The sequence below is a fragment of the Leucobacter sp. cx-328 genome (assembly GCF_014530035.1).
Lineage (GTDB): Bacteria > Actinomycetota > Actinomycetes > Actinomycetales > Microbacteriaceae > Leucobacter.
Genome location: NZ_JACVMX010000004.1, coordinates 66,976 through 90,553, shown reverse-complemented (window position 1 = coordinate 90,553; position 23,578 = coordinate 66,976). Strand labels below are relative to the sequence as shown.

Sequence of the window (23,578 nt, the reverse complement as noted above, 5' to 3'; positions counted from 1 at the left end):
TCATGGCTACCGCTACCAAGCTCGAGATCCTCGACGCGAAGGGCAAGAAGGCAGGCTCGGTTGAGCTTCCCGAGGCTATCTTCGGCGCCGAGACCAACGTCCCGCTGATCCACCAGGTTGTCACCGCTCAGCTCGCAGCTGCGCGTCAGGGCACCCACAAGGTCAAGAACCGTGGCGAACGCTCCGGTTCGGGCGTCAAGCCGTTCAAGCAGAAGGGTACCGGCCGCGCTCGTCAGGGTTCGGTCCGTATGCCTCAGCACCGCGGCGGCGGCATTGTGCACGGTCCGGTTCCCCGTGACTACGCACAGCGCACCCCCAAGAAGATGATCGCAGCTGCACTCATCGGCCTGCTTTCGGACCGCGTTCGCGGCAACCGTCTGCACGTCGTTGATAGCTTCGGCATCGAGGGCAAGCCGAGCACCAAGAGCGCACGCGAGTTCCTCGCAGCTGTTGCTCCTGGCACCCGCGTTCTCGTCGTTGTCACTCGTGAAGACGAGCTGACCGCGCTGAGCGTTCGCAACCTGCAGAACGTCCACGTCCTGTTCCAGGATCAGCTCAACGCCTACGACGTGGTCGTCAGCGATGACCTCGTCTTCACCAAGGCAGCCTTCGACGCATTCGTCGCTGGTCGCACCGCCAAGGAGGAAACGAAGTGAGCCTGAACAAGTCTTCACACGACGTCATCATCCGTCCCATCGTCTCGGAGAAGAGCTACAGCCTCATCGACGCGAACGGCCAGTACACCTTTGAGGTACAGCCCACCGCGACGAAGACTGAGATCAAGCTCGCTATCGAGCAGGTCTTTGGCGTGAAGGTCAACAAGATCAACACCCTGAACCGCAAGGGCAAGACCCGCCGCACTAAGTTCGGCATTGGCAAGCGCAAGGACACCAAGCGCGCCATCGTCACCCTTCAGTCGGGCTCGATCGACATCTTCACGGCCGGTCTGTAGAAGGGCGAAGAGGAAACATAATGGCTATTCGCAAGTACAAGCCGACGACCCCCGGTCGTCGTGGCTCGAGCGTTGCTGATTTCGCTGAGATCACCCGCTCCACCCCTGAGAAGTCGCTGCTTCGCCCGCTCCCCAAGACCGGCGGCCGCAACAACCAGGGTCGTATCACCACCCGCCACATCGGCGGTGGCCACAAGCGCCAGTACCGTGTCATCGACTTCCGTCGCCATGACAAGGACGGCGTCAACGCCAAGGTTGCGCACATCGAGTACGATCCCAACCGCACCGCGCGCATCGCGCTGCTGCACTACGTGGACGGCACGAAGCGTTACATCATCGCTCCGAACAAGCTCAAGCAGGGCGACATCGTCGAGGCTGGCGCGGGTGCAGATATCAAGCCGGGTAACAACCTGCCCTTGAAGAACATCCCCACCGGTACCGTGATTCACGCTATCGAGCTCCGTCCCGGCGGCGGCGCTAAGCTCGCTCGCTCGGCTGGTATGTCGGTGCGTCTCGTCGCTAAGGACGGCCCCTACGCTCAGCTTCGTCTCCCCTCGGGTGAGATCCGCAACGTCGATCTGCGCTGCCGCGCAACGATCGGCGAGGTAGGTAACGCCGAGCAGTCGAACATCAACTGGGGCAAGGCTGGCCGTATGCGCTGGAAGGGCGTTCGCCCGACCGTCCGCGGTGTTGTCATGAACCCGGTAGATCACCCGCACGGTGGTGGCGAAGGCCGCACCTCGGGTGGCCGCCACCCGGTTACCCCGTGGGGCCAGAAGGAAGGCCGTACGCGCCATCCGAACAAGGAAAGCGACAAGCTCATCGTGCGTCGCCGTACTGTTGGCAAGAAGCGCTAGTCGGCAGGTAGGAGAGAGTAGAAGATGCCTCGTAGTCTCAAGAAGGGCCCCTTCGTCGATAACCACCTGCTGAACAAGGTGGTTGTACAGAACGAAGCTGGCACCAAGAACGTGATCAAGACCTGGTCGCGCCGCTCGATGATCATCCCCGCAATGCTGGGTCACACCATCGCAGTGCACGACGGTCGTAAGCACATTCCCGTGTTCGTAACGGAAACCATGGTTGGTCACAAGCTGGGCGAGTTCGCCCCGACTCGTACCTTCCGTGGCCACGTGAAGGACGACAAGAAGGGCCGTCGCCGCTAAGCGGCGACGTGAAGGAGGAAGAGAAATGGTGGAATCGATCGCACGCGTGCGTCATATCCGCATCACCCCCCAGAAGGCCCGTCGCGTTGTTGACCTGATCCGTGGCAAGAACGTTGAGGAAGCACTTGCGATCCTCAAGTTCGCACCCCAGGCAGCGTCGGAGCCCATTTTCAAGCTCGTCGCCTCGGCAGTCGCTAACGCGCGTGTCAAGGCCGAGAAGGAAAACCTGCGCTTCAACGAAGACGAGCTCGTTGTGGCACGTGCCTTCGTGGACGAGGGAGCAACGCTGAAGCGTTTCCGCCCCCGTGCACAGGGTCGCGCGTTCCGTATCAACAAGCGGACCAGCCACATCACCGTCATTCTTCAGACGGCTGACGCGGTTGCCGCATCGAAGGGAGCCAAGTAAATGGGCCAGAAGATTCATCCCTATGGCTTCCGCCTCGGGGTAACCACTGATCACGTATCGCGTTGGTTCTCGGACTCGACCAAGAAGGGCCAGCGTTATGCTGACTACCTTGCCGAGGACATCAAGATCCGCAGCTACCTGACTGACACGCTTGACCGTGCAGGTGTTTCGCGCATCGAGATCGAGCGCACCCGTGACCGTGTACGCGTGGACATCCACACTGCACGTCCCGGTATCGTCATCGGCCGTCGTGGCGCAGAGGCAGAGCGCATCCGCGCTGGCCTCGAGAAGCTCACCGGCAAGCAGATCCAGCTGAACATCCTCGAGGTCAAGAACCCCGAGGCTGACGCTCAGCTCGTTGCACAGGGTATTGCAGAGCAGCTCGCTGCTCGTGTTGCATTCCGCCGTGCAATGCGCAAGGGCCTCCAGGGCGCACAGCGCGCTGGTGCCAAGGGCGTTCGTATTCAGGTCTCGGGCCGTCTTGGCGGCGCAGAGATGAGCCGTTCGGAGTTCTACCGCGAGGGTCGCGTGCCGCTGCACACCCTTCGTGCGAACATCGATTACGGTTTCTACGAAGCTAAGACCACCTTCGGCCGTATCGGCGTGAAGGTCTGGATCTACAAGGGTGACCTCACCAACAAGGAACTTGCTCGCGAGCAGGCAGCACAGAAGCCGTCGCGTGACCGCGGCGATCGCCGCCGTGCGCCTCGTAACGCTCAGCAGGCTGAGGCTGCACCCGCTGCAGCAGGAGCGGAGAAGTAACAATGCTGATTCCCCGTCGAGTAAAGCACCGTAAGCAGCATCACCCCGGCCGTAGCGGCCAGGCAAAGGGCGGAACCAAGGTCACCTTCGGTGAGTTTGGTATCCAGGCTCTCACCCCCGCTTACGTGACGAACCGTCAGATCGAGTCCGCTCGTATCGCGATGACCCGTCACATCAAGCGTGGTGGCAAGGTGTGGATCAACATCTACCCTGACCGTCCCCTCACCAAGAAGCCTGCCGAGACCCGCATGGGTTCAGGTAAGGGTTCACCGGAGTGGTGGATTGCCAATGTCAAGCCGGGCCGCGTCCTCTTCGAGGTCGCAGGTGTCGATGAGCAGCTTGCACGCGAGGCACTGACCCGCGCGATTCACAAGCTTCCGCTCAAGGCCCGCATTATCAAGCGTGAGGAGGGCGACGCGTAATGGCGATCGGTACCAAGGAACTGGCAGTCACCGAACTGGATACGTTCGAGAACGAGCGCCTGGCAGAAGAGCTCAAGAAGGCTAAGGCTGAGCTTTTCAACCTTCGCTTCCAGTCGGCCACCGGCCAGCTTGAAAGCCACGGCCGTGTTCGTCAGGTGAAGCGCGACATTGCTCGCATCTACACCGTTCTGCGTGAGCGTGAGCTCGGCATTCGGGTTACCCCCGTTGCTGCTCCCGCAAAGGCTAAGGCGAAGAAGAGCACTAAGAAGACCGAGCAGGCGGACGCCGCCGCTGACACGAAGGAGGCCTAACAATGGCTGAGATCGAACAGGAACAGCGCGGCTACCGCAAGGCCCGCCGTGGTTACGTCGTCAGCGACAAGATGGACAAGACCATCGTCGTTGAGGTCGAAGACCGTGTGAAGCACCCCCTCTACGGCAAGGTCCTGCGCCGCTCGTCGAAGGTTAAGGCTCACGACGAGATGAACACTGCAGGCATCGGCGATCTCGTGGTTATCCACGAGACCCGTCCGCTCAGCGCTTCGAAGCGCTGGCGCCTCGTAGAGATTCTCGAGAAGGCGAAGTAAGCCTCGCGGCTTACTGATTGAAGGAGTAGCAAGTGATTCAGCAGGAATCGCGACTCAAGGTTGCCGACAACAGCGGTGCCAAGGAGTTGCTCACTATTCGCGTACTCGGTGGATCGGGTCGTCGTTACGCCGGCCTCGGCGACACGATCGTCGCGACCGTCAAGGACGCAATCCCCGGTGGCAACGTCAAGAAGGGCGACGTCGTAAAGGCTGTTGTCGTTCGTACGCGTAAGTCGACCCGTCGTGTTGACGGTTCGTACATTAGCTTTGACGAGAACGCTGCCGTCATTCTGAAGGCTGACGGGGAGCCCCGCGGCACCCGTATCTTCGGGCCGGTCGGCCGTGAGCTTCGCGACAAGAAGTTCATGAAGATCGTCTCGCTCGCACCGGAGGTGATCTAGTCCATATGGCTAACAAGATCAAGAAGGGTGACCTCGTAGAGGTCATCTCGGGCCCGACCCAGGAGCGCGGTGGCTACCGCGGCAAGCAGGGTCGCGTCATTGAGGTTCTGACCGAAACTGACCGTGTAGTGGTTGAGGGCGTTAACTTCGTCACCAAGCACACCCGCGTCGGCCAGTCGGAGCGTGGAACGAAGGAAGGCGGCATTGAGACCGTCGAGGCTCCGATCCACGTGTCGAACGTCGCAGTTGTCGACCCCGAGACCAAGAAGCCGACTCGCGTTGGTTTCCGCGTCGAAGAGGTTGAGAAGAACGGCGTGAAGAAGACCGTCCGTGTTCGCTACGCGAAGAAGTCAGGGAAGGCCCTCTAATGACTGAGACTAAGGTTCAGCCCCGTCTGAAGCAGAAGTACCGCGGCGAGATCGTTCCTGCACTCCTCGAGGAGTTCAAGTTCGAGAACGTTATGCAGGTGCCTGGCGTTGTGAAGGTTGTCGTTAACACCGGCGTCGGCGAGGCAGCTCGCGACAGCAAGGTGATTGAGGGCGCTATCGCAGACCTCCAGAAGATCACCGGTCAGAAGCCCAAGGTCACCTTGGCCCGTAAGTCGATCGCACAGTTCAAGCTGCGCGAAGGCCAGGCTATTGGTGCGCACGTTACCCTCCGTGGTGACCGTGCATGGGAATTCCTTGATCGTCTCATCAACCTCGCTCTGCCGCGTATCCGCGATTTCCGCGGTCTTTCGGCGAAGCAGTTTGATGGCGCCGGCAACTACACCTTCGGTTTGACCGAGCAGAGTGTGTTCCACGAGATCGATCAGGATAAGATTGATCGTGTACGCGGTTTCGACATCACTGTCGTGACCTCGGCAAAGACCGACGACGAGGGTCGCGCGCTGCTTAAGGCGCTCGGCTTCCCGTTCAAGGCCTAATAACTGAATAGTCCAAGTGGGCTTGGTGCCCGGGAATTCTCCCGGGCACCTTTCCCGCGTCACCCAGGTCGGTGGTCGTGTAACGGCCCCCGATACCAGGCGAGAAAGCAGAGTCAATTATGACGATGACTGATCCGGTCGCAGATATGCTGACCCGGTTGCGCAATGCAAATAGCGCACATCACGATGACGTTTCGCTCCCCGGCTCAAAGCTCAAGGAGCGGATCGCAGAGATCCTCAAGCGCGAAGGCTACATCGCTGACTGGAAGGTTGAGGCCGCACGCGTCGGCACCACCCTCACCATGCAGCTGAAGTACGGCCCCAACCGCGAGCGTTCGATCGAAGGCATCAAGCGTGTCTCGAAGCCCGGTCTGCGTGTATACGCAGGTTCAGCCGAGGTTCCGAGCGTTCTTGGCGGTCTCGGTATTGCGATCCTGTCCACCTCTTCGGGGCTCCTCACGGACCGCGAGGCCGAGCAGAAGGGCGTGGGCGGCGAAGTGCTGGCCTACGTGTGGTAAGCCAGAATGTCACGTATCGGTAAGCTTCCCATCACCGTTCCCGGTGGTGTAGATGTCAAGATCGATGGCCAGCAGGTCACGGTCAAGGGCGCAAAGGGCGAGCTCACGCTCACCGTTGCAGAGCCCATTCGCGTTGCAGTTGAGGACGGCCAGATTCTGGTTACGCGCCCCAACGACGAGCGCGAGTCACGTGCACTGCACGGCCTCACCCGTACCCTTATCAACAACAACATCGTTGGCGTAACCGCTGGTTACACCAAGCAGCTTGAGGTTGTTGGTACCGGTTACCGCGTCGCGCTGAAGGGTAGCGATCTCGAGCTCGCGCTCGGCTTCTCGCACCCCGTCGTCTTCGCTGCTCCTGCAGGCATCACGCTCGCAGTAGAGGGCACCACGAAGATCTCGGTCAGTGGTATCTCCAAGCAGGCAGTCGGTGAGGCTGCTGCTAACATTCGCAAGCTGAAGAAGCCGGAGCCCTACAAGGGTAAGGGCATCCGCTACGCGGGCGAGAACGTTCGCCGCAAGGCTGGAAAGGCTGGTAAGTAACCATGGCCGCTAACATCACTCGCGCTAAGGGCCGTACCGCTGCCCGCCTCCGCCGCCACAGCCGCCTTCGCAAGAAGGTTGTTGGCACCGAGGTGCGCCCCCGCATGAACGTAACGCGCTCGTCGCGTCACGTCTTCGTCCAGGTCATTGACGATTCGAAGGGTTTCACCATCGCATCGGCTTCGACCATGGAAGCGGACATTCGCGCTTTCGAGGGCGACAAGACCGCTAAGGCACGCAAGGTAGGCGAAATCCTCGCTGAGCGTGTAAAGGCAGCAGGCGTTGACGCAGTGGTCTTCGACCGCGGTGGCAGCAAGTACGCCGGCCGTGTCGCTGCGATCGCCGAAGGCGCTCGCGAAGGGGGGCTGACCCTGTGAGCAACGAAACGAAGGAGCAGGAAGTGGCTGCTGAGACCCCGGTCGTGGAAACCAAGACTGAGGATCACCGCAACGAGCCTCGTGAGCAGCGTCGCGGTAGCCGCGATCGCGGCACCCGTGGTGAGCGCGGCGGTCGCGAGCGCACCGAGAGCCAGTTCCTCGAGCGCGTCGTCACCATCAACCGTGTTTCGAAGGTCGTCAAGGGTGGTCGTCGCTTCAGCTTCACCGCTCTCGTCGTCGTCGGCGACGGTAACGGCACCGTTGGTGTCGGTTACGGTAAGGCCAAGGAGGTGCCCCTCGCAATTTCGAAGGGTGTCGAAGAGGCAAAGAAGAACTTCTTCCGCGTCCCCCGCGTTGGCAGCACCATCCCGCACCCCGTGCAGGGTGAGGCAGCAGCAGGCGTTGTCCTGCTCCGCCCCGCAGCTGCTGGTACCGGTGTTATCGCCGGTGGCCCCGTCCGCGCCGTACTCGAGTGCGCTGGCATCCACGACGTACTGAGCAAGTCGCTCGGTTCGTCGAACACCCTGAACATCGTGCATGCGACCGTTGAGGCACTGAAGATGCTCGAGGAGCCCCGCTCCGTCGCAGCTCGTCGTGGCCTTGACTTTGACCGTGTCGCACCGGCTCGCCTCGTGCGCGCCGAAGCGAAGGCTCTGGCCGACGCTGCAGCTAAGGCAAAGGCAGGTGCGTAATGGCTAAGAGCCTGAAGATTACGCAGACGAAGTCCGTTATCAGTGAGAAGCAGAACCAGCGCGACACCCTGCGTAGCCTCGGCCTCAAGAAGATCGGCCAGTCGGTCGTTCGTGAGGATACCGTAGCTAACCGTGGTTACGTTCGTGCAGTTGCTCACCTGGTACAGGTTGAGGAGATCGACGCATGAGCGAGAACATTGAGCGCGGCGAGGTTCTGAAGGCACACCACCTTCGCCCCGCAGCTGGTTCGAAGAAGGCCAAGACCCGCGTGGGTCGTGGCGAGGCTTCGAAGGGTAAGACTGCTGGCCGTGGTACCAAGGGTACCAAGGCTCGTTACCAGGTCCGTGCAGGCTTCGAGGGTGGCCAGATGCCGCTGCATATGCGCACCCCGAAGCTCCGCGGCTTCAAGAACCCGTTCCGCACCGAGTACCAGGTTGTGAACGTTGCTAAGCTCGCTGAGCTGTACCCCAAGGGTGGCGACGTCACGATTGCAGATCTCGTTGCAAAGGGTGCGGTTCGCAAGAACCAGCCCGTCAAGGTCCTTGGCGACGGTGACCTCTCGGTCAAGCTCGTCATCGACGTTGACAAGGTGTCGGCTTCGGCACGCGAAAAGATCGTTGCCGCAGGCGGCGAGGTAAAGTAACTTTCTATATGTAGGAAGTTATTTGCGGGGGAATCCCTTGTGCGAAGTTTCGTGCGAGGAATTCCCCCGCTTTTCTTTTGTCATTTGGTTGCCAAACAACCGAATCATTAAGCGAAACGACCCGGCTGCAGTGTAGGCTGTTGAGTCGGTGATCGTCGTGTTGGCGTGAGCCAGTACCGACAGGCCAGGAGGCAGATCTTGTTCAGTGCGATCGGACGAATTTTTCGAACCCCCGATCTAAGGCGGAAGATTCTCTTCACGCTCGGCATTGTCACGCTTTTCCGTTTGGGTTCATTCATCCCCGCACCGTTCGTTGACTTTGCCAACGTTCAGGCCTGCCTTGCGGCAGGGGAGAATGCAAACGGGTTGTACGACATGATCAACCTGTTCAGCGGTGGCGCTCTGCTGCAGCTGTCCATCTTCGCCCTTGGCATCATGCCGTACATTACGGCGTCGATTATTGTGCAGCTCCTCCGCGTGGTGATTCCTCACTTCGAGGCACTCCACAAGGAAGGCCAGGCAGGCCAGGCGAAGATGACGCAGTACACGCGTTACCTCACCATTGGTCTCGCAGTTCTCCAGTCGACCACTCTGATCACGGTTGCGAAGTCGGGACAGCTGCTCGGCAACGCGAATCAGGCGTGTGAAAATCTCGTCTCGAACGAGTGGTGGGCAACCCTCATCATGATCCTTACGATGACCGCGGGTACCGGCCTCATTATGTGGTTCGGCGAGCTCATCACCGAACGCGGTATCGGCAACGGTATGTCACTACTTATCTTCACCTCTATTGCTGCAACGTTCCCGAACGCTCTTTGGGTCATCAAGGAACAGCGCGGCTGGGAGGTCTTCTTCTTCGTTATCGCAATCGGCCTCATCATTGTTGCCGCAGTTGTGTACGTCGAGCAGTCGCAGCGTCGGATTCCTGTTCAGTATGCGAAGCGCGTTGTTGGTCGCCGCACGTACGGTGGCAGCAGCACCTACATCCCGATCAAGGTGAACATGGCGGGCGTTATCCCCGTGATCTTCGCTTCGGCAATTCTGTACCTCCCGATGTTGATCTCGCAGTTCAACCAGCCCGCTGCGGGTGAAGACCCCAAGGCGTGGGTTGTCTGGATCCAGACAAACCTGGTCACCGGTGACCAGCCCCTCTACATGGTCGTATTCTTCCTGCTCATCATCGGCTTCACGTTCTTCTACGTTCAGATCACCTTCAACCCTGAAGAGGTCGCGGACAACATGAAGAAGTACAGCGGATTCATCCCCGGTATCCGCGCTGGCCGCCCCACGGCTGAGTACCTGAACTACGTACTCACCCGAATCACGACGGCTGGTTCGATCTACATCGGCATCATCGCGCTCATCCCGCTGATCGCTCTGTCGTTCTTCGGAGCCAACCAGAACTTCCCGTTCGGTGGTGCTTCGATCCTCATCATCGTCGGTGTGGGTCTTGAAACCGTCAAGCAGATCGACGCACAGCTGCAGCAGCGTCACTATGAAGGGCTTCTTAAGTAAATGACTTCAACTCGACTCCTCATCATCGGCCCTCCCGGTGCAGGCAAAGGCACCCAGGCAGGAAAGATCGCTGAGACCTATGGCGTTCCGGCAATTTCGACCGGCGACATTTTCCGCGCGAACATTAAGGGCGGCACTGAGCTTGGCAAGCGCGTGCAGGCAATTATCGAATCGGGCGAGCTCGTTCCTGATTCGTTGACCAACGAAATCGTTGAAGACCGCCTCGGCCAGGCGGATGCCGCAGCAGGCTTCCTGCTCGATGGATACCCCCGTACCGTCGATCAGGTCACGGCGCTAGATGGCATGCTTGAGGGCGACTCGCTTGACGCAGTTGTGTTGCTCGAGGCAGACGTTGACGCGGTCGTGACTCGTCTGTTGAAGCGTGCCGAACTTGAGGGTCGTGCGGATGACACCGAAGAGGTCATTCGACACCGCCAGAACGTGTACGCGGAGCAGACTGCACCGCTCATCGAGCTGTTCTCGAAGCGTGGCATTCTCGTTTCCGTTGATGGCATGGGTACTCCCGACGAGGTCGCAGAGCGTATTGCCTCGGGCCTGACTGCACAGCTGGGTCGCTAGTCAATGGCACGTCGAGGAATTATCCGCCGTTCGATCTACAAATCGCCGGCACAGCTTCGCCTCATGGTTGAAGCTGGTCGTGTGACACGGCTGGCACTCGACGCCCTCACGGCGAACGCACGAGAGGGTGTCACCACCCTAGAACTTGATGCGATCGCTGAGAAGACGATTCGCGATGCTGGGGGAGTCCCGAACTTCCAGCTGGTGCCGGGGTATAGCCACACCATTTGTGCAAACGTGAATGACGACGTCGTCCACGCTATTCCGACTGATCGTCCGCTCCAAGCCGGCGATATTGTATCGCTCGATGTTGGAGCTGATGTCAACGGCTGGAACGGCGACGCTGCGATCACCGTCGTGATCCCGGACCCGAAGGACGAGGCGCGCACAAAGCACGCCCAGCGCCTTTCAGAGGTCACTCACAATGCGATGTGGGAGGGGATCGCTCGCTTTGCGCGTGCTTCTCATCTCAATGAAGTGGGCGAAGCTGTCTCGGAGTATGTTCACGCGAACAGCAAGTACGGCGTGCTCGAAGAGTACATCGGGCACGGCATTGGACGGAGCATGCACGAAGATCCCCCCGTGTTTAACGTGCCTAGCCCGGGCCGTGGACCCGCAGTGAAGCCAGGTCTCTGTGTCGCGATTGAACCAATCATTTCGGCTGGAACGATCGAGACCACAATTCAGGACGATGACTGGACCGTCACAATCAAAGACGGCTCTTTGAGCGCCCAGTGGGAACACAGCGTCGCGCGTCACGAAGGTGGCATCTGGGTGTTGACCGCCGAAGACGGCGGAGCTGCAGGGCTCGCACCATTCGGCATTACGCCGGTTCCGATCGCCTAACGCAACGCAATCCCGCTTGCATTTATGAGGAAGCCCCGCTTGGTAACGAGCGGGGCTTCCTCTGTTTGCTACTGGATTCGGGCGGGTCTGAAAGTGCGACTCGCCGAGGACTGGCACCCTCGGGTTTACAAACCCGGCGCGCCCGGCTATTCTTGTTCTTTGGTGCTTTGCGCCTGTTTTCGTGATCGCGAAAACGGTGTGGAGCATTCGCAGACGAGTACATCTACTAAGCGATAGTGAGGCTATGGCGAAAAAAGACGGCGTCATCGAGATCGAGGGCCAGGTTGTCGAGGCACTCCCGAACGCACTGTTCAGGGTTGAATTGACGAACGGCCATAAGGTCCTCGCGCACATCTCCGGCAAAATGCGCCAGCACTACATCCGAATCCTCCCTGAGGACCGCGTGATCGTAGAGCTGACGCCGTACGACCTGACCCGTGGTCGTATCGTCTACCGCTACAAGTAGGTCTCTCGGAAGTAACGGCCTACGAATCCTCGTAGGTACGAAGACAGCGAACCCTTAAGGAAATCATGAAGGTTAAGCCCAGCGTCAAGCCGATTTGCGAGCACTGCAAGGTGATCCGTCGCCACGGCCGTGTCATGGTGATCTGCAAGAGCAACCCCCGTCACAAGCAGCGCCAGGGTTAATTCCCTCGCTGGTTGCGATGCATGACGAGCGATCGTCATTTGCTTTCGTGGACCATTCATAATTCAACATTGAACCGCGCGTTGAAGATCCCGTCTGAGTACGCAAGTACTTGGGTGGGGGACACCTCGGGTTGGAGGCCCGAACCCCCAACGCGCACCATACCTCCACTACCGCCAAGGAGAGCCAACACATGGCACGTATTGCAGGAGTAGACATCCCGCGCGAGAAGCGCGTTGAGATTGCACTCACTTACATCTACGGCGTCGGCCGCACCAGCGCGCTTAAGACGCTTGCTGAGACCGGTATCGACGGCAACATCCGCGTTCGTGATCTCACTGACGACCAGCTCGTGCTTCTGCGCGACCACATTGAGGGCAACTTCAAGGTTGAGGGCGATCTTCGCCGCGAGGTCGCAGCAGACATCCGCCGCAAGGTTGAGACTGGCAGCTACCAGGGCCTTCGTCACCGCAAGGGCCTGCCTGTGCATGGTCAGCGCACCAAGACGAACGCACGTACCCGTAAGGGTCCGAAGCGTACCGTCGCCGGCAAGAAGAAGTAATAGCCGGTTCACCGGACCATCACAGATAGTTTTCAGGAGAATTCTCAATGGCTGCACCTAAGGCCGCAGCGCGCAAGCCGCGCCGCAAGGATAAGAAGAACGTTGTACAGGGCCAGGCCCACATCAAGTCGACGTTCAACAACACCATCGTTTCGATCACTGACACCACCGGTGCTGTGATCAGCTGGGCATCGTCGGGCGGCGTGGGCTTCAAGGGCTCGCGTAAGTCGACTCCGTTTGCTGCTCAGCTTGCTGCTGAGTCTGCTGCGCGTAAGGCGCAGGAGCACGGCATGAAGAAGGTTGACATCTTCGTCAAGGGCCCCGGCTCGGGCCGCGAGACCGCGATTCGTTCGCTCCAGGCAGCAGGCCTCGAGGTTGGTTCGATCAACGATGTGACCCCTCAGGCTCACAACGGCTGCCGTCCCCCGAAGCGTCGCCGCGTATAAGTAGCGCCTTCCGCTGCGTGCAGCGGGTGTGAGTCAACTTCGGTTGACTCACAGCATTACTTACACATTTCCCTCTCTCTTTACCGCGTGAGTCATATAGCGGACTCCGGCGAAAGGATCACACAGTGCTCATTGCACAGCGACCCACTCTGACTGAAGAATCAATCTCTGAGTTCCGTTCGCGGTTCACCATTGAACCGCTGGAGCCAGGCTTCGGTTACACCCTCGGCAATTCGCTCCGCCGCACCCTGCTGTCGTCGATTCCTGGCGCAGCTGTGACGAGCGTCCGCTTCGAGGGCGTTGCCCACGAGTTCACGACCATTCCCGGCGTGACTGAGGACGTCACCGAGATCATCCTCAACGTGAAGGCGCTCGTAGTTTCGAGCGAGCACGATGAGCCGATCACCGCGTACCTCCGCAAGACTGGTGCGGGCGAGGTTACCGCTGCTGACATCTCGGCGCCTGCTGGCGTTGAGGTTCACAACCCGGAACTCGTCATCGCCACGCTGAATGACGATGCACAGTTCGAGCTCGAGCTCACCATCGAACGTGGCCGCGGCTACGTTTCGGCGGCTCAGAACCGTAACGACGATGCAGAGGTTGGCCGTATTCCGGTTGACTCGATCTACTCGCCGGTGCTCAAGGTTACCTACCGAGTTGAAGCAACTCGTGCAGGTGAGCGCACCGACTTCGATCGCCTCGTTGTTGACGTTGAGTCGAAGCCCGCTATCAGCCCCCGTGATGCAATTGCATCGGCCGGTTCGACGCTTGTCGAGCTGTTCGGTCTTGCACGCGAGCTGAACGTGCAGGCTGAGGGCGTCGAGATCGGTCCGGCACCGGTCGAGGTTGTTGCTGAAAGCGAACTGTCGATCCCCATCGAGGATCTCGACCTTTCGGTTCGCAGCTACAACTGCCTGAAGCGTGAGGGCATCAACACCGTGAGCGAACTCGTAGCGCTCTCGGAAGCCCAGCTCATGAACATCCGCAACTTCGGTCAGAAGTCAGTATTCGAGGTGCGCGACAAGCTCACCGAGATGGGCCTCTCGCTGAAGGACGCAGTGCCCGGCTTTGACGGCGCACAGTTCTACAGCTACGAAGACGACGTTAACTAACGATTAAGCGTCTCGCGCTGATCGAAATTTACTTGGAGTACACACATGCCTAAGCCCAACAAGGGCCCCCGCCTCGGAGGCGGACCCGCTCACGAGCGTCTGATGCTCAACCAGATGGCTGCGCAGCTTTTCGAGCACAAGCGCATCCAGACGACTGAGACCAAGGCTAAGCGCCTGCAGCCCGTCGCTGAGCGTCTCGTGACGTTCGCAAAGCGCGGCGACCTGCACGCACGCCGTCGCGTCATGCGTCAGATCCTCGACAACTCGGTTGTGCACGAGCTCTTCACTGAGATCGCACCCCTCGTTGCTGAGCGCCAGGGTGGTTACACCCGCATCATCAAGACCGGTTTCCGCAAGGGCGACAACGCTCCCCTCGCAGTGATCGAGCTCGTCCTCGAGCCCGTCAACCCGAAGCCCAAGGCAAAGAAGGCTGCACCCGCAGCCGAGGTTGTCGAAGAGGCTCCTGCTGCTGTTGAGGCAGAGGTTGTCGAAGAGGCACCCGCAGCTGAGGCTGCAGCGGAGAAGGCTGAGTAAGCTTTCCTCCTCATACACAAAGGCCGCAATCCTTCGAGAAGGATTGCGGCCTTTGTGTATGTTGTGGAGTTCCTAACGTACGTCAGGCAGCTCGACGCCAAACATTTCGGCCGTCGCGCGTGCTGACGGGGTACCTGCGTCTGGATCCGCCCCTCGATCGATCAGTGCGGAGATAACATCGGTACTGCGCTTGAACACGGCGCCTGCGAGCGGACTCTGGCCGCGGTCATTCAGTCTGTTGACATCGGCACCGCGCACAGCAAGCCCGTCGGTGAGCTCGGCGTGGCCGTTGTACGCGGCAAGCATGAGCAGCGTGTTTCCGCTGGGGTCGGTGAGATCAGCGGGGACGCCCTGGTCGATCGCGGTCAGCAGAAGCTCGGCATTGCCCGCGCGTGCAGCATCGAAGAGCCGGTGCGCGAACTCGAGCGCATCGGTGGGTAGTGAATCAGCCATGGTGCTATCCAACCACGGCTGAGAATCACTTACCTGCGCGGAACGCTCCAGCCGCGAGCTTCGCCGGGCGAAAACATGTCGTCAAACGCCTTCTGGGCCGCGTCAGCGTAGATTTCGCCGCCGCGCGGGTTCGGGTGAATGTCGTCTCCCGCGAGGGCATCAGGGACGCCGGCGACCATCTCGGTCCACGGAGCGGTGACCACCCCGGGACGCTCGGCGGCAAATCCCTCGAGATCCTGGTTCACCTGGGCGATCCAGTCGCGGTCAGCGTGAGCATCGACGAACACGACGAAGCGGTCATTGCCTGCAGCCTTGGTGATCCGCACCATATCGTCATGGTCTACCGGGCCGTTCGTTCCGAGGCCGACAAGCACGACGGAACGAAGCGTTCCATTGGCTGCCTGCGCTTCGATGAGATCTGCGCCAACACCCATGCCGCGAGAGACTGCCGCGTCAACGGCGATGCCGGGGAATCGTGCGCTCAGCTCGGGCAAGCTAGCGAGCATAACCGAGTCGCCGACGGCCGTGATGTCGGCTCCGGTGACCTCGATAGGAACGGGCGCGGGCCTTGGCTGTGATTTCTTGGGATCTTTGGGATCCTTTGTGGCGGGCTTGGCGCCGGATGATGTTGCGCCCGGTTTGCCCTTTGCCGTTTCTGCCGCTTCTGCCGCTGCTTTCGCATCTGCAGCCGCCTGTGCCTCAGCGGATGCTTGCTGCTGCTTGAGCATTTCTTCACCGCGCGCAATGACCTCGGCGGAGGTTGTGCGCGTAGGTGCGACTGCAACCGCGACCGCGGTCATCGGTACCGACACAATGACCACCGTCAGCACCGCGATTGCGATGATCGATTGGCGGGTCGTGCGTGACGCACGTAGCCGCATGATGCGGAATGCGCTACGAATTCCAGAACGACGCACTGGCTGCTCCACATACGTGTAAGAAAGGGCGGCAAGGCCGAATGTTGCCGTTGCGGTGATGATGATGATCAGTGCGAGGGGCGCGGATCCGCCAAACACGTTCTTCAGGGCAGCCGTCACGATGAGCAGCAGCGGCCAATGCCACAGGTAGATGCCGTAGGAACGCTCGCCGATCCAGCGCAGGGGAGCGCAGTCAAGCACCCGTCCCGCGACTGCGCCGGGGCGGGTGATCGCCCAGATGATTGCGACCGCGAGCAATGTTGCGAGCTGGAACCCACCAGTGAAGCTCTCGAGCGAGGCCTCCCTGACAGTGAATGCAAGATACAGGAACGCGCCACCGCACAGCACGGCGATGCTCGTCGTCAGGAGCTGGCCGCCGCGGCCGAGTGGGGAAGCAGCGTCACCGCCTGTACGCGGCTCTGCGAAGACTGCGAGTGTTGCACCGAAGAGGAGTCCGAAGCTGTGCGTGTCTGAGCCGAAGTAAATGCGTGTCGGGTCGATGCCATCGGCGGCCATGCCGGCCATAAAGCCAGCAGAAATGAAACCGAGAACGAGTAACGGCAAGCCACGCGTTGCGCGTGAACGGAGCGTGACTAGGAGTAGCGCGAGCAAGGGAAGTACGAGGTAGAACTGCTCCTCAATGGCAAGTGACCACGTATTCCTGAAGAGTTCAGGGGTGTCCTGCGTGAAGTAATCTGTGCCGTTCCCGATGAACATCCAGTTACTGATGAAAAAGACGGTGCCCAGAATTTGTTTGCCAATATTGACAAGCAAATCTCGATCCACAAGATACGCCAGCGTCGTTGAGACGAGTACCACGAGTGCCAAAGGTGGCAGCAACCGCCGTGCGCGCCGTTGCCAGAATGCGATGAGGCGGATCCGCCCACTCTTGCGAACCTCACGCAAAAGAAGTGTCGTGATCAAGAAGCCGCTGATGACGAAGAAAATGTCTACGCCAAGGAAGCCGCCGGTGAGTGCCTTGGGAGCAAGGTGGTAAATGAGGACCAGCAATACAGCGATTGCGCGGAGTCCGTCAAGTCCACCGATGTGGCGGGGGTGCGGGGTGGAAACTCGAAAAATACTCATACAGATGTTCGCCTGGAAAAGACTCAGGTTATTCTACGCGATTTGTCTGCGCGAGCGGGGCTTCAAGGTTGTTCTGGCACTATCGAAGGATGACAGATCTTTCTGCGGGGCTTCATCGACTCCGACTCGACCTTGCATATGACGGCACAGATTTCTCTGGCTGGGCGAAGCAGCCGGGGCTGCGGACGGTCGAGGGTGAGATCGAAGAGGCGCTCGCGGTTATTCTTCAGGTCGCACCGGGCGACGTGCGGTTGACCGTCGGTGGTCGTACCGACGCTGGGGTTCACTCGCGCGGCCAGGTCGCACATATTGATGTGTCAGCAGCCCAACTCGCGCAGTGGAACAAGTCGAACGCGATGGCGCGGCGTCTGAATCGCGTGCTGTCGCGATCCGCGCCAGATGTTGCGATCCATTCTGTGCGCGAGGTACCTGCCGCCTTTGATGCCAGATTTGGCGCACTTCGGCGCCGGTATGAGTATCGTGTGCGGCCGGCTCAGTCGAAGCTCGATCCGCTCACTGCCAGGTTTACGGCAGACTTCACCCGAGAGCTCGACCTTGCGGTCATGCAGCAGGCATCTGATGATCTGCTCGGTCTCCAGGACTTCACGACGTTCTGCAAGGCGCGGGAGGGTGCCACAGCGGTGCGTGAGTTGCTGACGTTTGACTGGCGAGAAACTTCGGATGGCGCATTTGCCGCGCGGATCGAGGCCGACGCGTTCTGCCATTCCATGGTGCGAGCGCTCGTAGGCTCGGTCGTCGCGGTCGGTTCGCAGCGGATCAGTGGCGAACAGCTCCGTGACCTCCGAGATGCGCGTGAGCGGACGAGCAAGTTCACCGTCATGCCGGCGAAAGGGCTCTCGCTTGAGGAGATCGCCTACCCGGCTGACGAGGACCTTGCTGCGCGCGCAGAGCAGACCCGTGCCCGGCGTGACTTGCTCGAAGACTGATGTGCTAAAGTAGATCCTTGGTGCGTACTGGTATATCCAGTTCGTGCCCGAATGTGAGCCCTCCACCGGCTCAGCACCCCGAGAGAAATCCCGTGGGACTGAGCAGAGGAGTGGGATCCACGAACATCTCCATTTCGACAGAAAGCAGCACGACAGTGACTCGCACTTACTCGCCGAAGGCAGCTGACAAGAAGCACGACTGGATCGTCATCGACGCAACCGACGTCGTTCTTGGCCGCCTCGCATCGCATGCAGCCGCACTCCTCCGCGGCAAGCACAAGACCACCTTCGCTCCTCACATGGACATGGGTGACCACGTCATCATCATCAACGCTGCAAAGGTTGTCCTCACCGGCAACAAGGCAGCGCAGAAGAAGGCGCACCGCCACTCGGGTTACCCGGGCGGCCTCACCTCGGTCAGCTACACCGAGCTCCTCGGCAAGAACCCGGACCGCGCTGTTGAGAAGGCGATCCGCGGCATGCTTCCCAAGAACTCGCTCGGCCGTGACCAGTTCCGCAAGCTGAAGGTATACGTCGGCGCAGAGCACCCCCACGCAGCTCAGCAGCCCACCCCTTACAACTTCGGCCAGGTCGCGCAGTAACGCGCCTCCTACAGAGACTTAAGAGAGAGACTTCACAGTGACTGAAGAGCAGACCGTGGCCGTCGAAAGCTACACCACCGAGACCCCGGCCGATTCGGCCGCAGCCTCGACCCCCCGCCCCGCACTCACCGTTCCCGGTGCAGCTGTAGGCCGTCGTAAGCAGGCAATCGCTCGCGTTCGCCTCATCCCCGGCGCAGGCAAGATGACCGTTAACGGTCGCGACCTTGCTGAGTACTTCCCGAACAAGCTGCACCAGCAGCTCATCACCGACCCCTTCACCGTGCTTGAGCTCGGTGGCGCGTACGACATCGTCGCACGCATCGTCGGTGGCGGCCCCTCGGGTCAGGCAGGCGCACTCCGCCTCGCTATCGCTCGCGCGCTTAACGAGATCGACGCAGAGCACAACCGCCCGACCCTGAAGAAGGCGGGCTTCCTCAGCCGTGACGCTCGTATCAAGGAGCGCAAGAAGGCTGGTCTGAAGAAGGCCCGTAAGGCGCCTCAGTACTCGAAGCGTTAAGCAGGAGTATTCCCCTTCATGGGACGCCTATTTGGCACTGATGGGGTGCGGGGCTTGGCCGGCGTGGATGTCACTGCCGACCTTGCCCTGCGCCTCGCGCACGCGGCGGCTCTCGTCCTTGGGCGTCACGCCCGGGCCGAGAGCCGTCGTGCTATCGCCGTCGTTGCGCGCGACCCCCGAGTCTCAGGCGAGTTCATCTCGGCCGCAGTCTCGGCAGGCCTCGCGGCGGCCGGCGTCGACGTGCTGGACGCGGGAGTCATTCCCACCCCAGCCGCTGCCTATCTCGTAGCCGATACTGACGCTGACTTTGGCGTGATGGTGTCGGCGTCGCACAATCCTGCGGCAGATAACGGGATCAAGTTCTTCGCCGGTGGTGGCAAGAAGCTCGACGACTCGATCGAAGACGAGATTGAGGCAGCGCTTGCGCAGCCCGCTCCCGCCGCAACCGGTCGTGAAGTTGGGCGGATCCGCCGCTTCGCAGACGCCGAGGATCGATACCTCGTGCACCTGCTCGGCACACTCGATGGTGTGAGCCTTAAGGGCCTCAACGTCGTTCTCGACTGCGCGCACGGCGCGGCATCTGGTATTTCGCCAGACGTTTTTGCTGCCGCTGGCGCCAACGTCACGGTGATCGGTAATGATCCCGATGGCTACAACATTAACGACGGTGTCGGTTCTACCCACCTTGAGCCGTTGCAGGCGAAGGTCCGTGAAATCGGTGCCGACCTCGGTATCGCTCACGACGGTGACGCGGATCGTTGCCTCGCTGTTGACGCTGATGGCAATGTCATCGACGGTGACAAGATCATGGCAATCATCGCTCTCTCGATGGAGGCCCGTGGCAAGCTCAAGAAGAACACTCTTGTAGCGACCGTGATGTCGAACCTCGGCCTGAAGCTTGCGATGGCTGACAACGGCATTGATGTGGTTGAGACCGGGGTCGGCGATCGGTACGTTCTCGAAGCGATCAACGAGCACGGTTACAGCCTGGGCGGCGAGCAGTCCGGTCACGTCATCATGAGCGAGTTCGCCACCACCGGTGACGGAATTCTCACGGGTATGCACATCGCTGCAGAACTCGCGCGCACCGGCAAGACGCTTGCTGAGCTCGCGGCCTGCATGACCGTGTACCCGCAGGTGCTTGTGAATGTTCGTGGCGTTGACCGCGCGAAGGTTGCTGGCGATGAAGTGGTTCAGCAGGCAGTTCGCGCAGCTGAACTCATCCTCGCCGGCGAAGGCCGTGTGCTGTTGCGACCGTCGGGTACTGAGCCCGTCGTGCGTGTGATGGTTGAGGCAACCACAGAGGAGCAGGCTCATCAGCTCGCTGATGATCTTGCCGCTGTCGTGAAGGAGCGCCTCGCTATCTAGCCTGGCGCTTGCGATTTTGGCGCCATTCTGGTGCTCGATACCTCGAAAGGGGCCGTTTCTCTCGAAACGGCCCCTTTCTTGCGTGTGAAACGGGCAATCTCGCGAAAACTGGCCAATCTCGAGGGGTTTGCCCACACACAGCGCAAATAACGCGAATGATCCCTACAGCTTTCGCAGCAGCACCTTCTGCACGCGGTGGTCGCGCTCCTTGCGGAGCACGAGTGTGGCGCGTGCGCGAGTCGGGCGGATATTCGTCATCAAGTTTGGCTCGTTGATGTCCTTCCAAAAGGAATCAGCAAGCGCGTGCGCGGTTGCGTCGTCGACCTTTGCGAATGGGCGGAAGTGTGAACGAGGGTCAGAGAATGCCTTTTCGCGAAGCTTCAAGAATCGATCGCGGAACCACGTTTGAATGTCAGACGTGCGCGCGTCGACGTAAATCGAGAAGTCGAACAGGTCACTCACCGCAAGCGGGTGACGCATCGTTGCAGGCTGCAACACATTGAGACCCTCGACGATGAGGATGTCAGGCTGACGCACGACCGTAAATTCGTCGGGGACGATGTCGTAGATCAGGTGGCTGTAGTGCGGGGCCTTGACCTCAGGAACGCCGGCCTTCACCTGAGTGACAAACTTCAGCAGTGCACGACGATCGTAGGATTCGGGGAAGCCCTTGCGATCCGCGATACCGCGTCGCTCAAGTTCGTCGTTGGTGTACAAGAATCCGTCGGTCGTGATGAGGTCGACGTTCGGCGTCTCTGGCCAGCGGGCAAGGAGCTCACGCAGCAGTCGCGCAACGGTCGATTTGCCGACAGCGACCGAGCCAGCGATGCCGATGACGAAGGGTGTGGGCTGCTCTTCCTCACGATGCAGGAATGCTTGACGTGTCAATTTGTGTCGTTCGCGCGCGGCGATCGCGTGCAAATTTATGAGTCTCGAGAGTGGGCGGTAGACGTCTGCGACCTCCGCAAGGTCGAGCGGCTCACCGAGGCCACGAAATGAATCGACCTCTTCCTGGGTAAGCGGTAGCTTGGTTTCACCAGCAAGGCGGGCCCACTCCGCGCGCCCAATTTCAGTAAATGGCGAGGTGAGATCCGGGCGGATCAGCGCCTGGGTATGCAAGCTCACGTCGATGGGCTTGGTTCTCGGGTGTGCGTGCTCATTCATTGTTCACCATCGTGCCACTAAAATAACGGTATGTGTGGAATCGTTGGATACGTCGGACCAAATAGTACGGTCGACGCACTGATCACCGGCCTTCGTCGTCTTGAGTACCGCGGGTATGACTCCGCGGGCGTCGCTGTCATCGATGCAGATGATGGTGTGTCAGTGCGAAAGAAGTCGGGCAAGCTTGCTCGACTCATCGAGGTGCTCGAAGATGATCCCCTCGCTGCAGGCTCGACCGGCATCGGTCACACTCGCTGGGCAACCCACGGTGGCCCCACCGATGTGAACGCACACCCGCACCTGGGCGACAACGGTCGTCTCGCCCTGATTCACAACGGCATCGTCGAGAACTTCTCGGAGCTTCGCGCAGAGGTGCTCGAAGCAGGCTGCGAGCTTGCCAGCGAGACTGACTCTGAGGTCGTCGCTGCACTGCTCGGTCTTGAGTACCAGCGCCAGCACGATCTTGAGGCTGCGTTCCGCGTGGTCGTAAAGCGCTTGCACGGCACCTTTACGCTTCTGGCGCTGCACCAGGACGAGCCGGGCAAGATCGTGGCAGCACGCCATCACTCGCCGCTCGTCGTTGGTCTTGGCGAGGGAGAGAACTTCCTCGGCTCTGACGTCGCAGCGTTCGTGTCGTCCACCCGTCGTGCAGTCGCGGTAGATGAAGACAACATCGCGATCATTACCGCAGACGCGGTTCGTATCACCGATTTCGCCGGCAAGCCGGTTGAGTTCAGTGAGTTCGAGGTTGAGTGGGACGCGAACGCCGCTGACAAGGGCGGCTGGTCCTCCTTCATGGCGAAGGAAATCCATGAGCAGCCCGAGGCAATTGCGAACACGCTCCGCGGCCGCATTGAGACCGGTCACGTTGAGATCCCTGAGATTGCTGCGCTCGGCGAAGACGTCATCAAGAATGTCGATCGCATCATCATCATCGCCTGCGGTACGGCTTCGTACGCTGGCATGATCGGCGCGTACGCGATCGAGCAGTGGGCGCGCATCCCGGTTGAGGTGCAGCTGAGCCACGAGTTCCGCTACCGCGACCCTGTCCTGACGCCGAACACGATGGTCATCTCGGTGAGCCAGTCGGGTGAGACCATGGACACGCTGATGGCAGTGAAGTACGCCATTGAACGTGGCGCAAAGACCGTCTCGGTCTGCAACACCCAGAGTGCGACGATTCCCCGTGAATCAGACGCTGCGGTCTACACGCACGCCGGCCCCGAGGTCGCAGTGGCTTCGACGAAGGCATTTGTTGCGCAGATCACCGCGCTGTACCTCATTGGTCTGCAGTTTGGTCACATCCGTGGCACGCTGAGTGCTGCTGACGAGGCTGAAGCACTCGCGCAGTTCGAGGCGCTTCCCGAGAAGATGCGGGAAGCAGTCGCGACGCACGAGCAGATCGCACAGCTCGCACACTGGATGGCAGACACCCGCTCGGTGCTCTTCCTCGGTCGCCATGTGGGCTACCCCGCGGCACTCGAGGGTGCACTGAAGCTCAAGGAGATCGCCTACATCCACGCTGAAGGCTTCGCTGCTGGCGAGCTCAAGCACGGCCCGATCGCGCTCATCGATCACGGTCAGCCGGTGTTCGTGCTCGTGCCGAGCCCGCGCACGTCGCCGCTTATGCATGCGAAGGTGGTCTCGAACATTCAGGAGATCCGTGCACGTGGGGCACGCGTGATCGCAATCGTTGAGACTGGTGACACCGCGGTGCTGCCGTTTGCTGATGACGTGATCCGCATTCCGCTGTCGGACGCGCTCTTTGACCCGATCTTGCAGGTTGTGCCGCTGCAGTGGTTCGCGCTCGAACTGTCGACCGCGAAGGGCCTGGACGTAGATCAGCCGCGTAACCTCGCGAAGTCGGTTACGGTCGAGTAATCCACGCAAAGGA

General features: G+C 60.3%; 35 protein-coding genes. 32 read left to right on the top strand and 3 right to left on the bottom strand.

Annotated features, from left to right (window positions below; all coding sequences use genetic code 11):
* Positions 1–2: 2 nt before the first annotated feature.
* From rplD to rplQ, 27 genes are all read left to right on the top strand, one after another.
* A complete protein-coding gene (gene rplD / locus ICL81_RS07225; protein WP_188023847.1) occupies positions 3–656 on the top strand; it encodes a 50S ribosomal protein L4 in 654 nt (217 codons plus the stop codon).
* On the top strand, positions 653–952 hold the full coding sequence (gene rplW, locus ICL81_RS07220) for a 50S ribosomal protein L23 (protein ID WP_188023846.1): 300 nt from the start codon (positions 653–655) through the stop codon (positions 950–952). Before rplD ends, rplW begins: the two co-directional genes overlap by 4 nt.
* A gap of 20 nt (positions 953–972) precedes the next feature.
* Positions 973–1,809, top strand: coding sequence for a 50S ribosomal protein L2 (rplB, locus tag ICL81_RS07215; RefSeq protein WP_188023845.1), 837 nt, complete (start codon positions 973–975; stop codon positions 1,807–1,809).
* Positions 1,810–1,833: 24 nt separating this feature from the next.
* Entirely contained in the window at positions 1,834–2,115 is a 282-nt protein-coding gene (gene rpsS, locus ICL81_RS07210) for a 30S ribosomal protein S19 (RefSeq protein ID WP_025133706.1), read from the top strand.
* 25 nt (positions 2,116–2,140) lie between these two features.
* Positions 2,141–2,521, top strand: a complete 381-nt coding sequence (gene rplV / locus ICL81_RS07205; protein WP_188034241.1) for a 50S ribosomal protein L22 — start codon at positions 2,141–2,143, stop codon at positions 2,519–2,521.
* Complete coding sequence (gene rpsC, locus ICL81_RS07200) at positions 2,522–3,283, top strand: 30S ribosomal protein S3 (RefSeq protein ID WP_188023843.1); 762 nt, start codon at positions 2,522–2,524, stop codon at positions 3,281–3,283. It abuts the gene before it with no gap.
* A gap of 2 nt (positions 3,284–3,285) precedes the next feature.
* A complete protein-coding gene (gene rplP / locus ICL81_RS07195) occupies positions 3,286–3,705 on the top strand; it encodes a 50S ribosomal protein L16 (RefSeq protein ID WP_188023842.1) in 420 nt (139 codons plus the stop codon).
* On the top strand, positions 3,705–4,016 hold the full coding sequence (gene rpmC, locus ICL81_RS07190) for a 50S ribosomal protein L29 (RefSeq protein WP_188034240.1): 312 nt from the start codon (positions 3,705–3,707) through the stop codon (positions 4,014–4,016). The genes rplP and rpmC overlap by 1 nt, the downstream gene beginning before the upstream one ends.
* Before the next feature lie 2 nt (positions 4,017–4,018).
* Positions 4,019–4,291: a 30S ribosomal protein S17 gene (gene rpsQ, locus ICL81_RS07185; RefSeq protein ID WP_188023840.1), complete on the top strand. Its 273-nt coding sequence runs from the start codon at positions 4,019–4,021 to the stop codon at positions 4,289–4,291.
* 32 nt (positions 4,292–4,323) lie between these two features.
* Positions 4,324–4,692 (top strand): 50S ribosomal protein L14, encoded by a 369-nt coding sequence (gene rplN, locus ICL81_RS07180; protein ID WP_188023839.1) that lies wholly within the window; start codon positions 4,324–4,326, stop codon positions 4,690–4,692.
* A gap of 5 nt (positions 4,693–4,697) precedes the next feature.
* Positions 4,698–5,060, top strand: coding sequence for a 50S ribosomal protein L24 (rplX, locus tag ICL81_RS07175; RefSeq protein ID WP_188023838.1), 363 nt, complete (start codon positions 4,698–4,700; stop codon positions 5,058–5,060).
* On the top strand, positions 5,060–5,617 hold the full coding sequence (gene rplE, locus ICL81_RS07170; protein ID WP_188023837.1) for a 50S ribosomal protein L5: 558 nt from the start codon (positions 5,060–5,062) through the stop codon (positions 5,615–5,617). Before rplX ends, rplE begins: the two co-directional genes overlap by 1 nt.
* Positions 5,618–5,736: 119 nt before the next feature.
* Positions 5,737–6,135: a 30S ribosomal protein S8 gene (rpsH, locus tag ICL81_RS07165; protein ID WP_188034239.1), complete on the top strand. Its 399-nt coding sequence runs from the start codon at positions 5,737–5,739 to the stop codon at positions 6,133–6,135.
* 6 nt (positions 6,136–6,141) lie between these two features.
* Entirely contained in the window at positions 6,142–6,678 is a 537-nt protein-coding gene (gene rplF / locus ICL81_RS07160; protein ID WP_188023835.1) for a 50S ribosomal protein L6, read from the top strand.
* Positions 6,679–6,680: 2 nt separating this feature from the next.
* Positions 6,681–7,055: a 50S ribosomal protein L18 gene (gene rplR, locus ICL81_RS07155; RefSeq protein ID WP_188023834.1), complete on the top strand. Its 375-nt coding sequence runs from the start codon at positions 6,681–6,683 to the stop codon at positions 7,053–7,055.
* Positions 7,052–7,747, top strand: coding sequence for a 30S ribosomal protein S5 (gene rpsE, locus ICL81_RS07150; protein ID WP_188023833.1), 696 nt, complete (start codon positions 7,052–7,054; stop codon positions 7,745–7,747). Before rplR ends, rpsE begins: the two co-directional genes overlap by 4 nt.
* Positions 7,747–7,935, top strand: coding sequence for a 50S ribosomal protein L30 (gene rpmD, locus ICL81_RS07145; RefSeq protein WP_188034238.1), 189 nt, complete (start codon positions 7,747–7,749; stop codon positions 7,933–7,935). Before rpsE ends, rpmD begins: the two co-directional genes overlap by 1 nt.
* Positions 7,932–8,390 carry a 50S ribosomal protein L15 gene (gene rplO / locus ICL81_RS07140; protein ID WP_188034237.1) on the top strand — a complete coding sequence of 153 codons (459 nt, stop codon included), beginning with the start codon at positions 7,932–7,934 and terminating at the stop codon, positions 8,388–8,390. Before rpmD ends, rplO begins: the two co-directional genes overlap by 4 nt.
* A 198-nt stretch (positions 8,391–8,588) precedes the next feature.
* Positions 8,589–9,905, top strand: a complete 1,317-nt coding sequence (gene secY, locus ICL81_RS07135) for a preprotein translocase subunit SecY (RefSeq protein WP_188034236.1) — start codon at positions 8,589–8,591, stop codon at positions 9,903–9,905.
* Positions 9,906–10,484, top strand: a complete 579-nt coding sequence (locus tag ICL81_RS07130; protein WP_188034235.1) for an adenylate kinase — start codon at positions 9,906–9,908, stop codon at positions 10,482–10,484.
* Between the two features lie 3 nt (positions 10,485–10,487).
* Positions 10,488–11,330, top strand: a complete 843-nt coding sequence (gene map, locus ICL81_RS07125; protein ID WP_188034234.1) for a type I methionyl aminopeptidase — start codon at positions 10,488–10,490, stop codon at positions 11,328–11,330.
* Positions 11,331–11,574: 244 nt separating this feature from the next.
* Positions 11,575–11,796: a translation initiation factor IF-1 gene (infA, locus tag ICL81_RS07120; RefSeq protein WP_188034233.1), complete on the top strand. Its 222-nt coding sequence runs from the start codon at positions 11,575–11,577 to the stop codon at positions 11,794–11,796.
* Between the two features lie 65 nt (positions 11,797–11,861).
* Complete coding sequence (gene rpmJ, locus ICL81_RS07115; protein WP_188023827.1) at positions 11,862–11,978, top strand: 50S ribosomal protein L36; 117 nt, start codon at positions 11,862–11,864, stop codon at positions 11,976–11,978.
* A gap of 191 nt (positions 11,979–12,169) precedes the next feature.
* On the top strand, positions 12,170–12,538 hold the full coding sequence (rpsM, locus tag ICL81_RS07110; RefSeq protein WP_188023826.1) for a 30S ribosomal protein S13: 369 nt from the start codon (positions 12,170–12,172) through the stop codon (positions 12,536–12,538).
* A 47-nt stretch (positions 12,539–12,585) separates the two neighbouring features.
* Positions 12,586–12,984 (top strand): 30S ribosomal protein S11, encoded by a 399-nt coding sequence (gene rpsK / locus ICL81_RS07105; RefSeq protein WP_188023825.1) that lies wholly within the window; start codon positions 12,586–12,588, stop codon positions 12,982–12,984.
* Between the two features lie 125 nt (positions 12,985–13,109).
* Positions 13,110–14,096 carry a DNA-directed RNA polymerase subunit alpha gene (locus ICL81_RS07100; protein ID WP_188023824.1) on the top strand — a complete coding sequence of 329 codons (987 nt, stop codon included), beginning with the start codon at positions 13,110–13,112 and terminating at the stop codon, positions 14,094–14,096.
* 45 nt (positions 14,097–14,141) lie between these two features.
* On the top strand, positions 14,142–14,630 hold the full coding sequence (rplQ, locus tag ICL81_RS07095) for a 50S ribosomal protein L17 (protein WP_188034232.1): 489 nt from the start codon (positions 14,142–14,144) through the stop codon (positions 14,628–14,630).
* Between the two features lie 72 nt (positions 14,631–14,702).
* Here rplQ and ICL81_RS07090 read toward each other — a convergent pair whose 3' ends face one another.
* Both ICL81_RS07090 and ICL81_RS07085 read right to left on the bottom strand, forming a co-directional pair.
* Positions 14,703–15,083 (bottom strand): ankyrin repeat domain-containing protein, encoded by a 381-nt coding sequence (locus ICL81_RS07090; RefSeq protein ID WP_188034231.1) that lies wholly within the window; start codon positions 15,081–15,083, stop codon positions 14,703–14,705.
* Between the two features lie 29 nt (positions 15,084–15,112).
* Positions 15,113–17,086, bottom strand: a complete 1,974-nt coding sequence (locus ICL81_RS07085) for an acyltransferase family protein (protein ID WP_188034230.1) — start codon at positions 17,084–17,086, stop codon at positions 15,113–15,115.
* 89 nt (positions 17,087–17,175) lie between these two features.
* Here ICL81_RS07085 and truA point away from each other — a divergent pair, with 89 nt between their 5' ends.
* The 4 genes from truA (at position 17,176) to glmM (ending at position 20,520) form a co-directional block, all read left to right on the top strand.
* Positions 17,176–18,033 (top strand): tRNA pseudouridine(38-40) synthase TruA, encoded by an 858-nt coding sequence (gene truA, locus ICL81_RS07080; protein WP_188034229.1) that lies wholly within the window; start codon positions 17,176–17,178, stop codon positions 18,031–18,033.
* A 155-nt stretch (positions 18,034–18,188) separates the two neighbouring features.
* The gene (rplM, locus tag ICL81_RS07075; RefSeq protein WP_188023819.1) at positions 18,189–18,635 is read left to right on the top strand and encodes a 50S ribosomal protein L13; all 447 of its coding nucleotides are present in this window, start codon (positions 18,189–18,191) and stop codon (positions 18,633–18,635) included.
* A gap of 37 nt (positions 18,636–18,672) precedes the next feature.
* Positions 18,673–19,152 (top strand): 30S ribosomal protein S9, encoded by a 480-nt coding sequence (gene rpsI, locus ICL81_RS07070; protein WP_188034228.1) that lies wholly within the window; start codon positions 18,673–18,675, stop codon positions 19,150–19,152.
* 18 nt (positions 19,153–19,170) lie between these two features.
* Complete coding sequence (glmM, locus tag ICL81_RS07065; RefSeq protein ID WP_188034227.1) at positions 19,171–20,520, top strand: phosphoglucosamine mutase; 1,350 nt, start codon at positions 19,171–19,173, stop codon at positions 20,518–20,520.
* A gap of 162 nt (positions 20,521–20,682) precedes the next feature.
* Here glmM and coaA read toward each other — a convergent pair whose 3' ends face one another.
* Positions 20,683–21,684 (bottom strand): type I pantothenate kinase, encoded by a 1,002-nt coding sequence (coaA, locus tag ICL81_RS07060; protein WP_188034226.1) that lies wholly within the window; start codon positions 21,682–21,684, stop codon positions 20,683–20,685.
* A gap of 30 nt (positions 21,685–21,714) precedes the next feature.
* Here coaA and glmS point away from each other — a divergent pair, with 30 nt between their 5' ends.
* Positions 21,715–23,565 (top strand): glutamine--fructose-6-phosphate transaminase (isomerizing), encoded by a 1,851-nt coding sequence (gene glmS, locus ICL81_RS07055; RefSeq protein ID WP_188034225.1) that lies wholly within the window; start codon positions 21,715–21,717, stop codon positions 23,563–23,565.
* Positions 23,566–23,578: the final 13 nt, after the last annotated feature.

What these genes read in the sequence shown, in the direction of transcription:
- rplD (WP_188023847.1), top strand. Translation starts at nt 3, where the DNA reads ATGGCTACCGCTACCAAGCTCGAGATCCTCGACGCGAAGGGCAAGAAG.
- rplB (WP_188023845.1), top strand. Translation starts at nt 973, where the DNA reads ATGGCTATTCGCAAGTACAAGCCGACGACCCCCGGTCGTCGTGGCTCG.
- rpsS (WP_025133706.1), top strand. Translation starts at nt 1,834, where the DNA reads ATGCCTCGTAGTCTCAAGAAGGGCCCCTTCGTCGATAACCACCTGCTG.
- rplV (WP_188034241.1), top strand. Translation starts at nt 2,141, where the DNA reads ATGGTGGAATCGATCGCACGCGTGCGTCATATCCGCATCACCCCCCAG.
- rpsC (WP_188023843.1), top strand. Translation starts at nt 2,522, where the DNA reads ATGGGCCAGAAGATTCATCCCTATGGCTTCCGCCTCGGGGTAACCACT.
- rplP (WP_188023842.1), top strand. Translation starts at nt 3,286, where the DNA reads ATGCTGATTCCCCGTCGAGTAAAGCACCGTAAGCAGCATCACCCCGGC.
- rpmC (WP_188034240.1), top strand. Translation starts at nt 3,705, where the DNA reads ATGGCGATCGGTACCAAGGAACTGGCAGTCACCGAACTGGATACGTTC.
- rpsQ (WP_188023840.1), top strand. Translation starts at nt 4,019, where the DNA reads ATGGCTGAGATCGAACAGGAACAGCGCGGCTACCGCAAGGCCCGCCGT.
- rplX (WP_188023838.1), top strand. Translation starts at nt 4,698, where the DNA reads ATGGCTAACAAGATCAAGAAGGGTGACCTCGTAGAGGTCATCTCGGGC.
- rplE (WP_188023837.1), top strand. Translation starts at nt 5,060, where the DNA reads ATGACTGAGACTAAGGTTCAGCCCCGTCTGAAGCAGAAGTACCGCGGC.
- rpsH (WP_188034239.1), top strand. Translation starts at nt 5,737, where the DNA reads ATGACGATGACTGATCCGGTCGCAGATATGCTGACCCGGTTGCGCAAT.
- rplF (WP_188023835.1), top strand. Translation starts at nt 6,142, where the DNA reads ATGTCACGTATCGGTAAGCTTCCCATCACCGTTCCCGGTGGTGTAGAT.
- rplR (WP_188023834.1), top strand. Translation starts at nt 6,681, where the DNA reads ATGGCCGCTAACATCACTCGCGCTAAGGGCCGTACCGCTGCCCGCCTC.
- rpmD (WP_188034238.1), top strand. Translation starts at nt 7,747, where the DNA reads ATGGCTAAGAGCCTGAAGATTACGCAGACGAAGTCCGTTATCAGTGAG.
- rplO (WP_188034237.1), top strand. Translation starts at nt 7,932, where the DNA reads ATGAGCGAGAACATTGAGCGCGGCGAGGTTCTGAAGGCACACCACCTT.
- ICL81_RS07130 (WP_188034235.1), top strand. Translation starts at nt 9,906, where the DNA reads ATGACTTCAACTCGACTCCTCATCATCGGCCCTCCCGGTGCAGGCAAA.
- map (WP_188034234.1), top strand. Translation starts at nt 10,488, where the DNA reads ATGGCACGTCGAGGAATTATCCGCCGTTCGATCTACAAATCGCCGGCA.
- infA (WP_188034233.1), top strand. Translation starts at nt 11,575, where the DNA reads ATGGCGAAAAAAGACGGCGTCATCGAGATCGAGGGCCAGGTTGTCGAG.
- rpmJ (WP_188023827.1), top strand. Translation starts at nt 11,862, where the DNA reads ATGAAGGTTAAGCCCAGCGTCAAGCCGATTTGCGAGCACTGCAAGGTG.
- rpsM (WP_188023826.1), top strand. Translation starts at nt 12,170, where the DNA reads ATGGCACGTATTGCAGGAGTAGACATCCCGCGCGAGAAGCGCGTTGAG.
- rpsK (WP_188023825.1), top strand. Translation starts at nt 12,586, where the DNA reads ATGGCTGCACCTAAGGCCGCAGCGCGCAAGCCGCGCCGCAAGGATAAG.
- rplQ (WP_188034232.1), top strand. Translation starts at nt 14,142, where the DNA reads ATGCCTAAGCCCAACAAGGGCCCCCGCCTCGGAGGCGGACCCGCTCAC.
- ICL81_RS07090 (WP_188034231.1), bottom strand. Translation starts at nt 15,083, where the DNA reads ATGGCTGATTCACTACCCACCGATGCGCTCGAGTTCGCGCACCGGCTC.
- ICL81_RS07085 (WP_188034230.1), bottom strand. Translation starts at nt 17,086, where the DNA reads ATGAGTATTTTTCGAGTTTCCACCCCGCACCCCCGCCACATCGGTGGA.
- truA (WP_188034229.1), top strand. Translation starts at nt 17,176, where the DNA reads ATGACAGATCTTTCTGCGGGGCTTCATCGACTCCGACTCGACCTTGCA.
- glmM (WP_188034227.1), top strand. Translation starts at nt 19,171, where the DNA reads ATGGGACGCCTATTTGGCACTGATGGGGTGCGGGGCTTGGCCGGCGTG.
- coaA (WP_188034226.1), bottom strand. Translation starts at nt 21,684, where the DNA reads ATGAATGAGCACGCACACCCGAGAACCAAGCCCATCGACGTGAGCTTG.
- glmS (WP_188034225.1), top strand. Translation starts at nt 21,715, where the DNA reads ATGTGTGGAATCGTTGGATACGTCGGACCAAATAGTACGGTCGACGCA.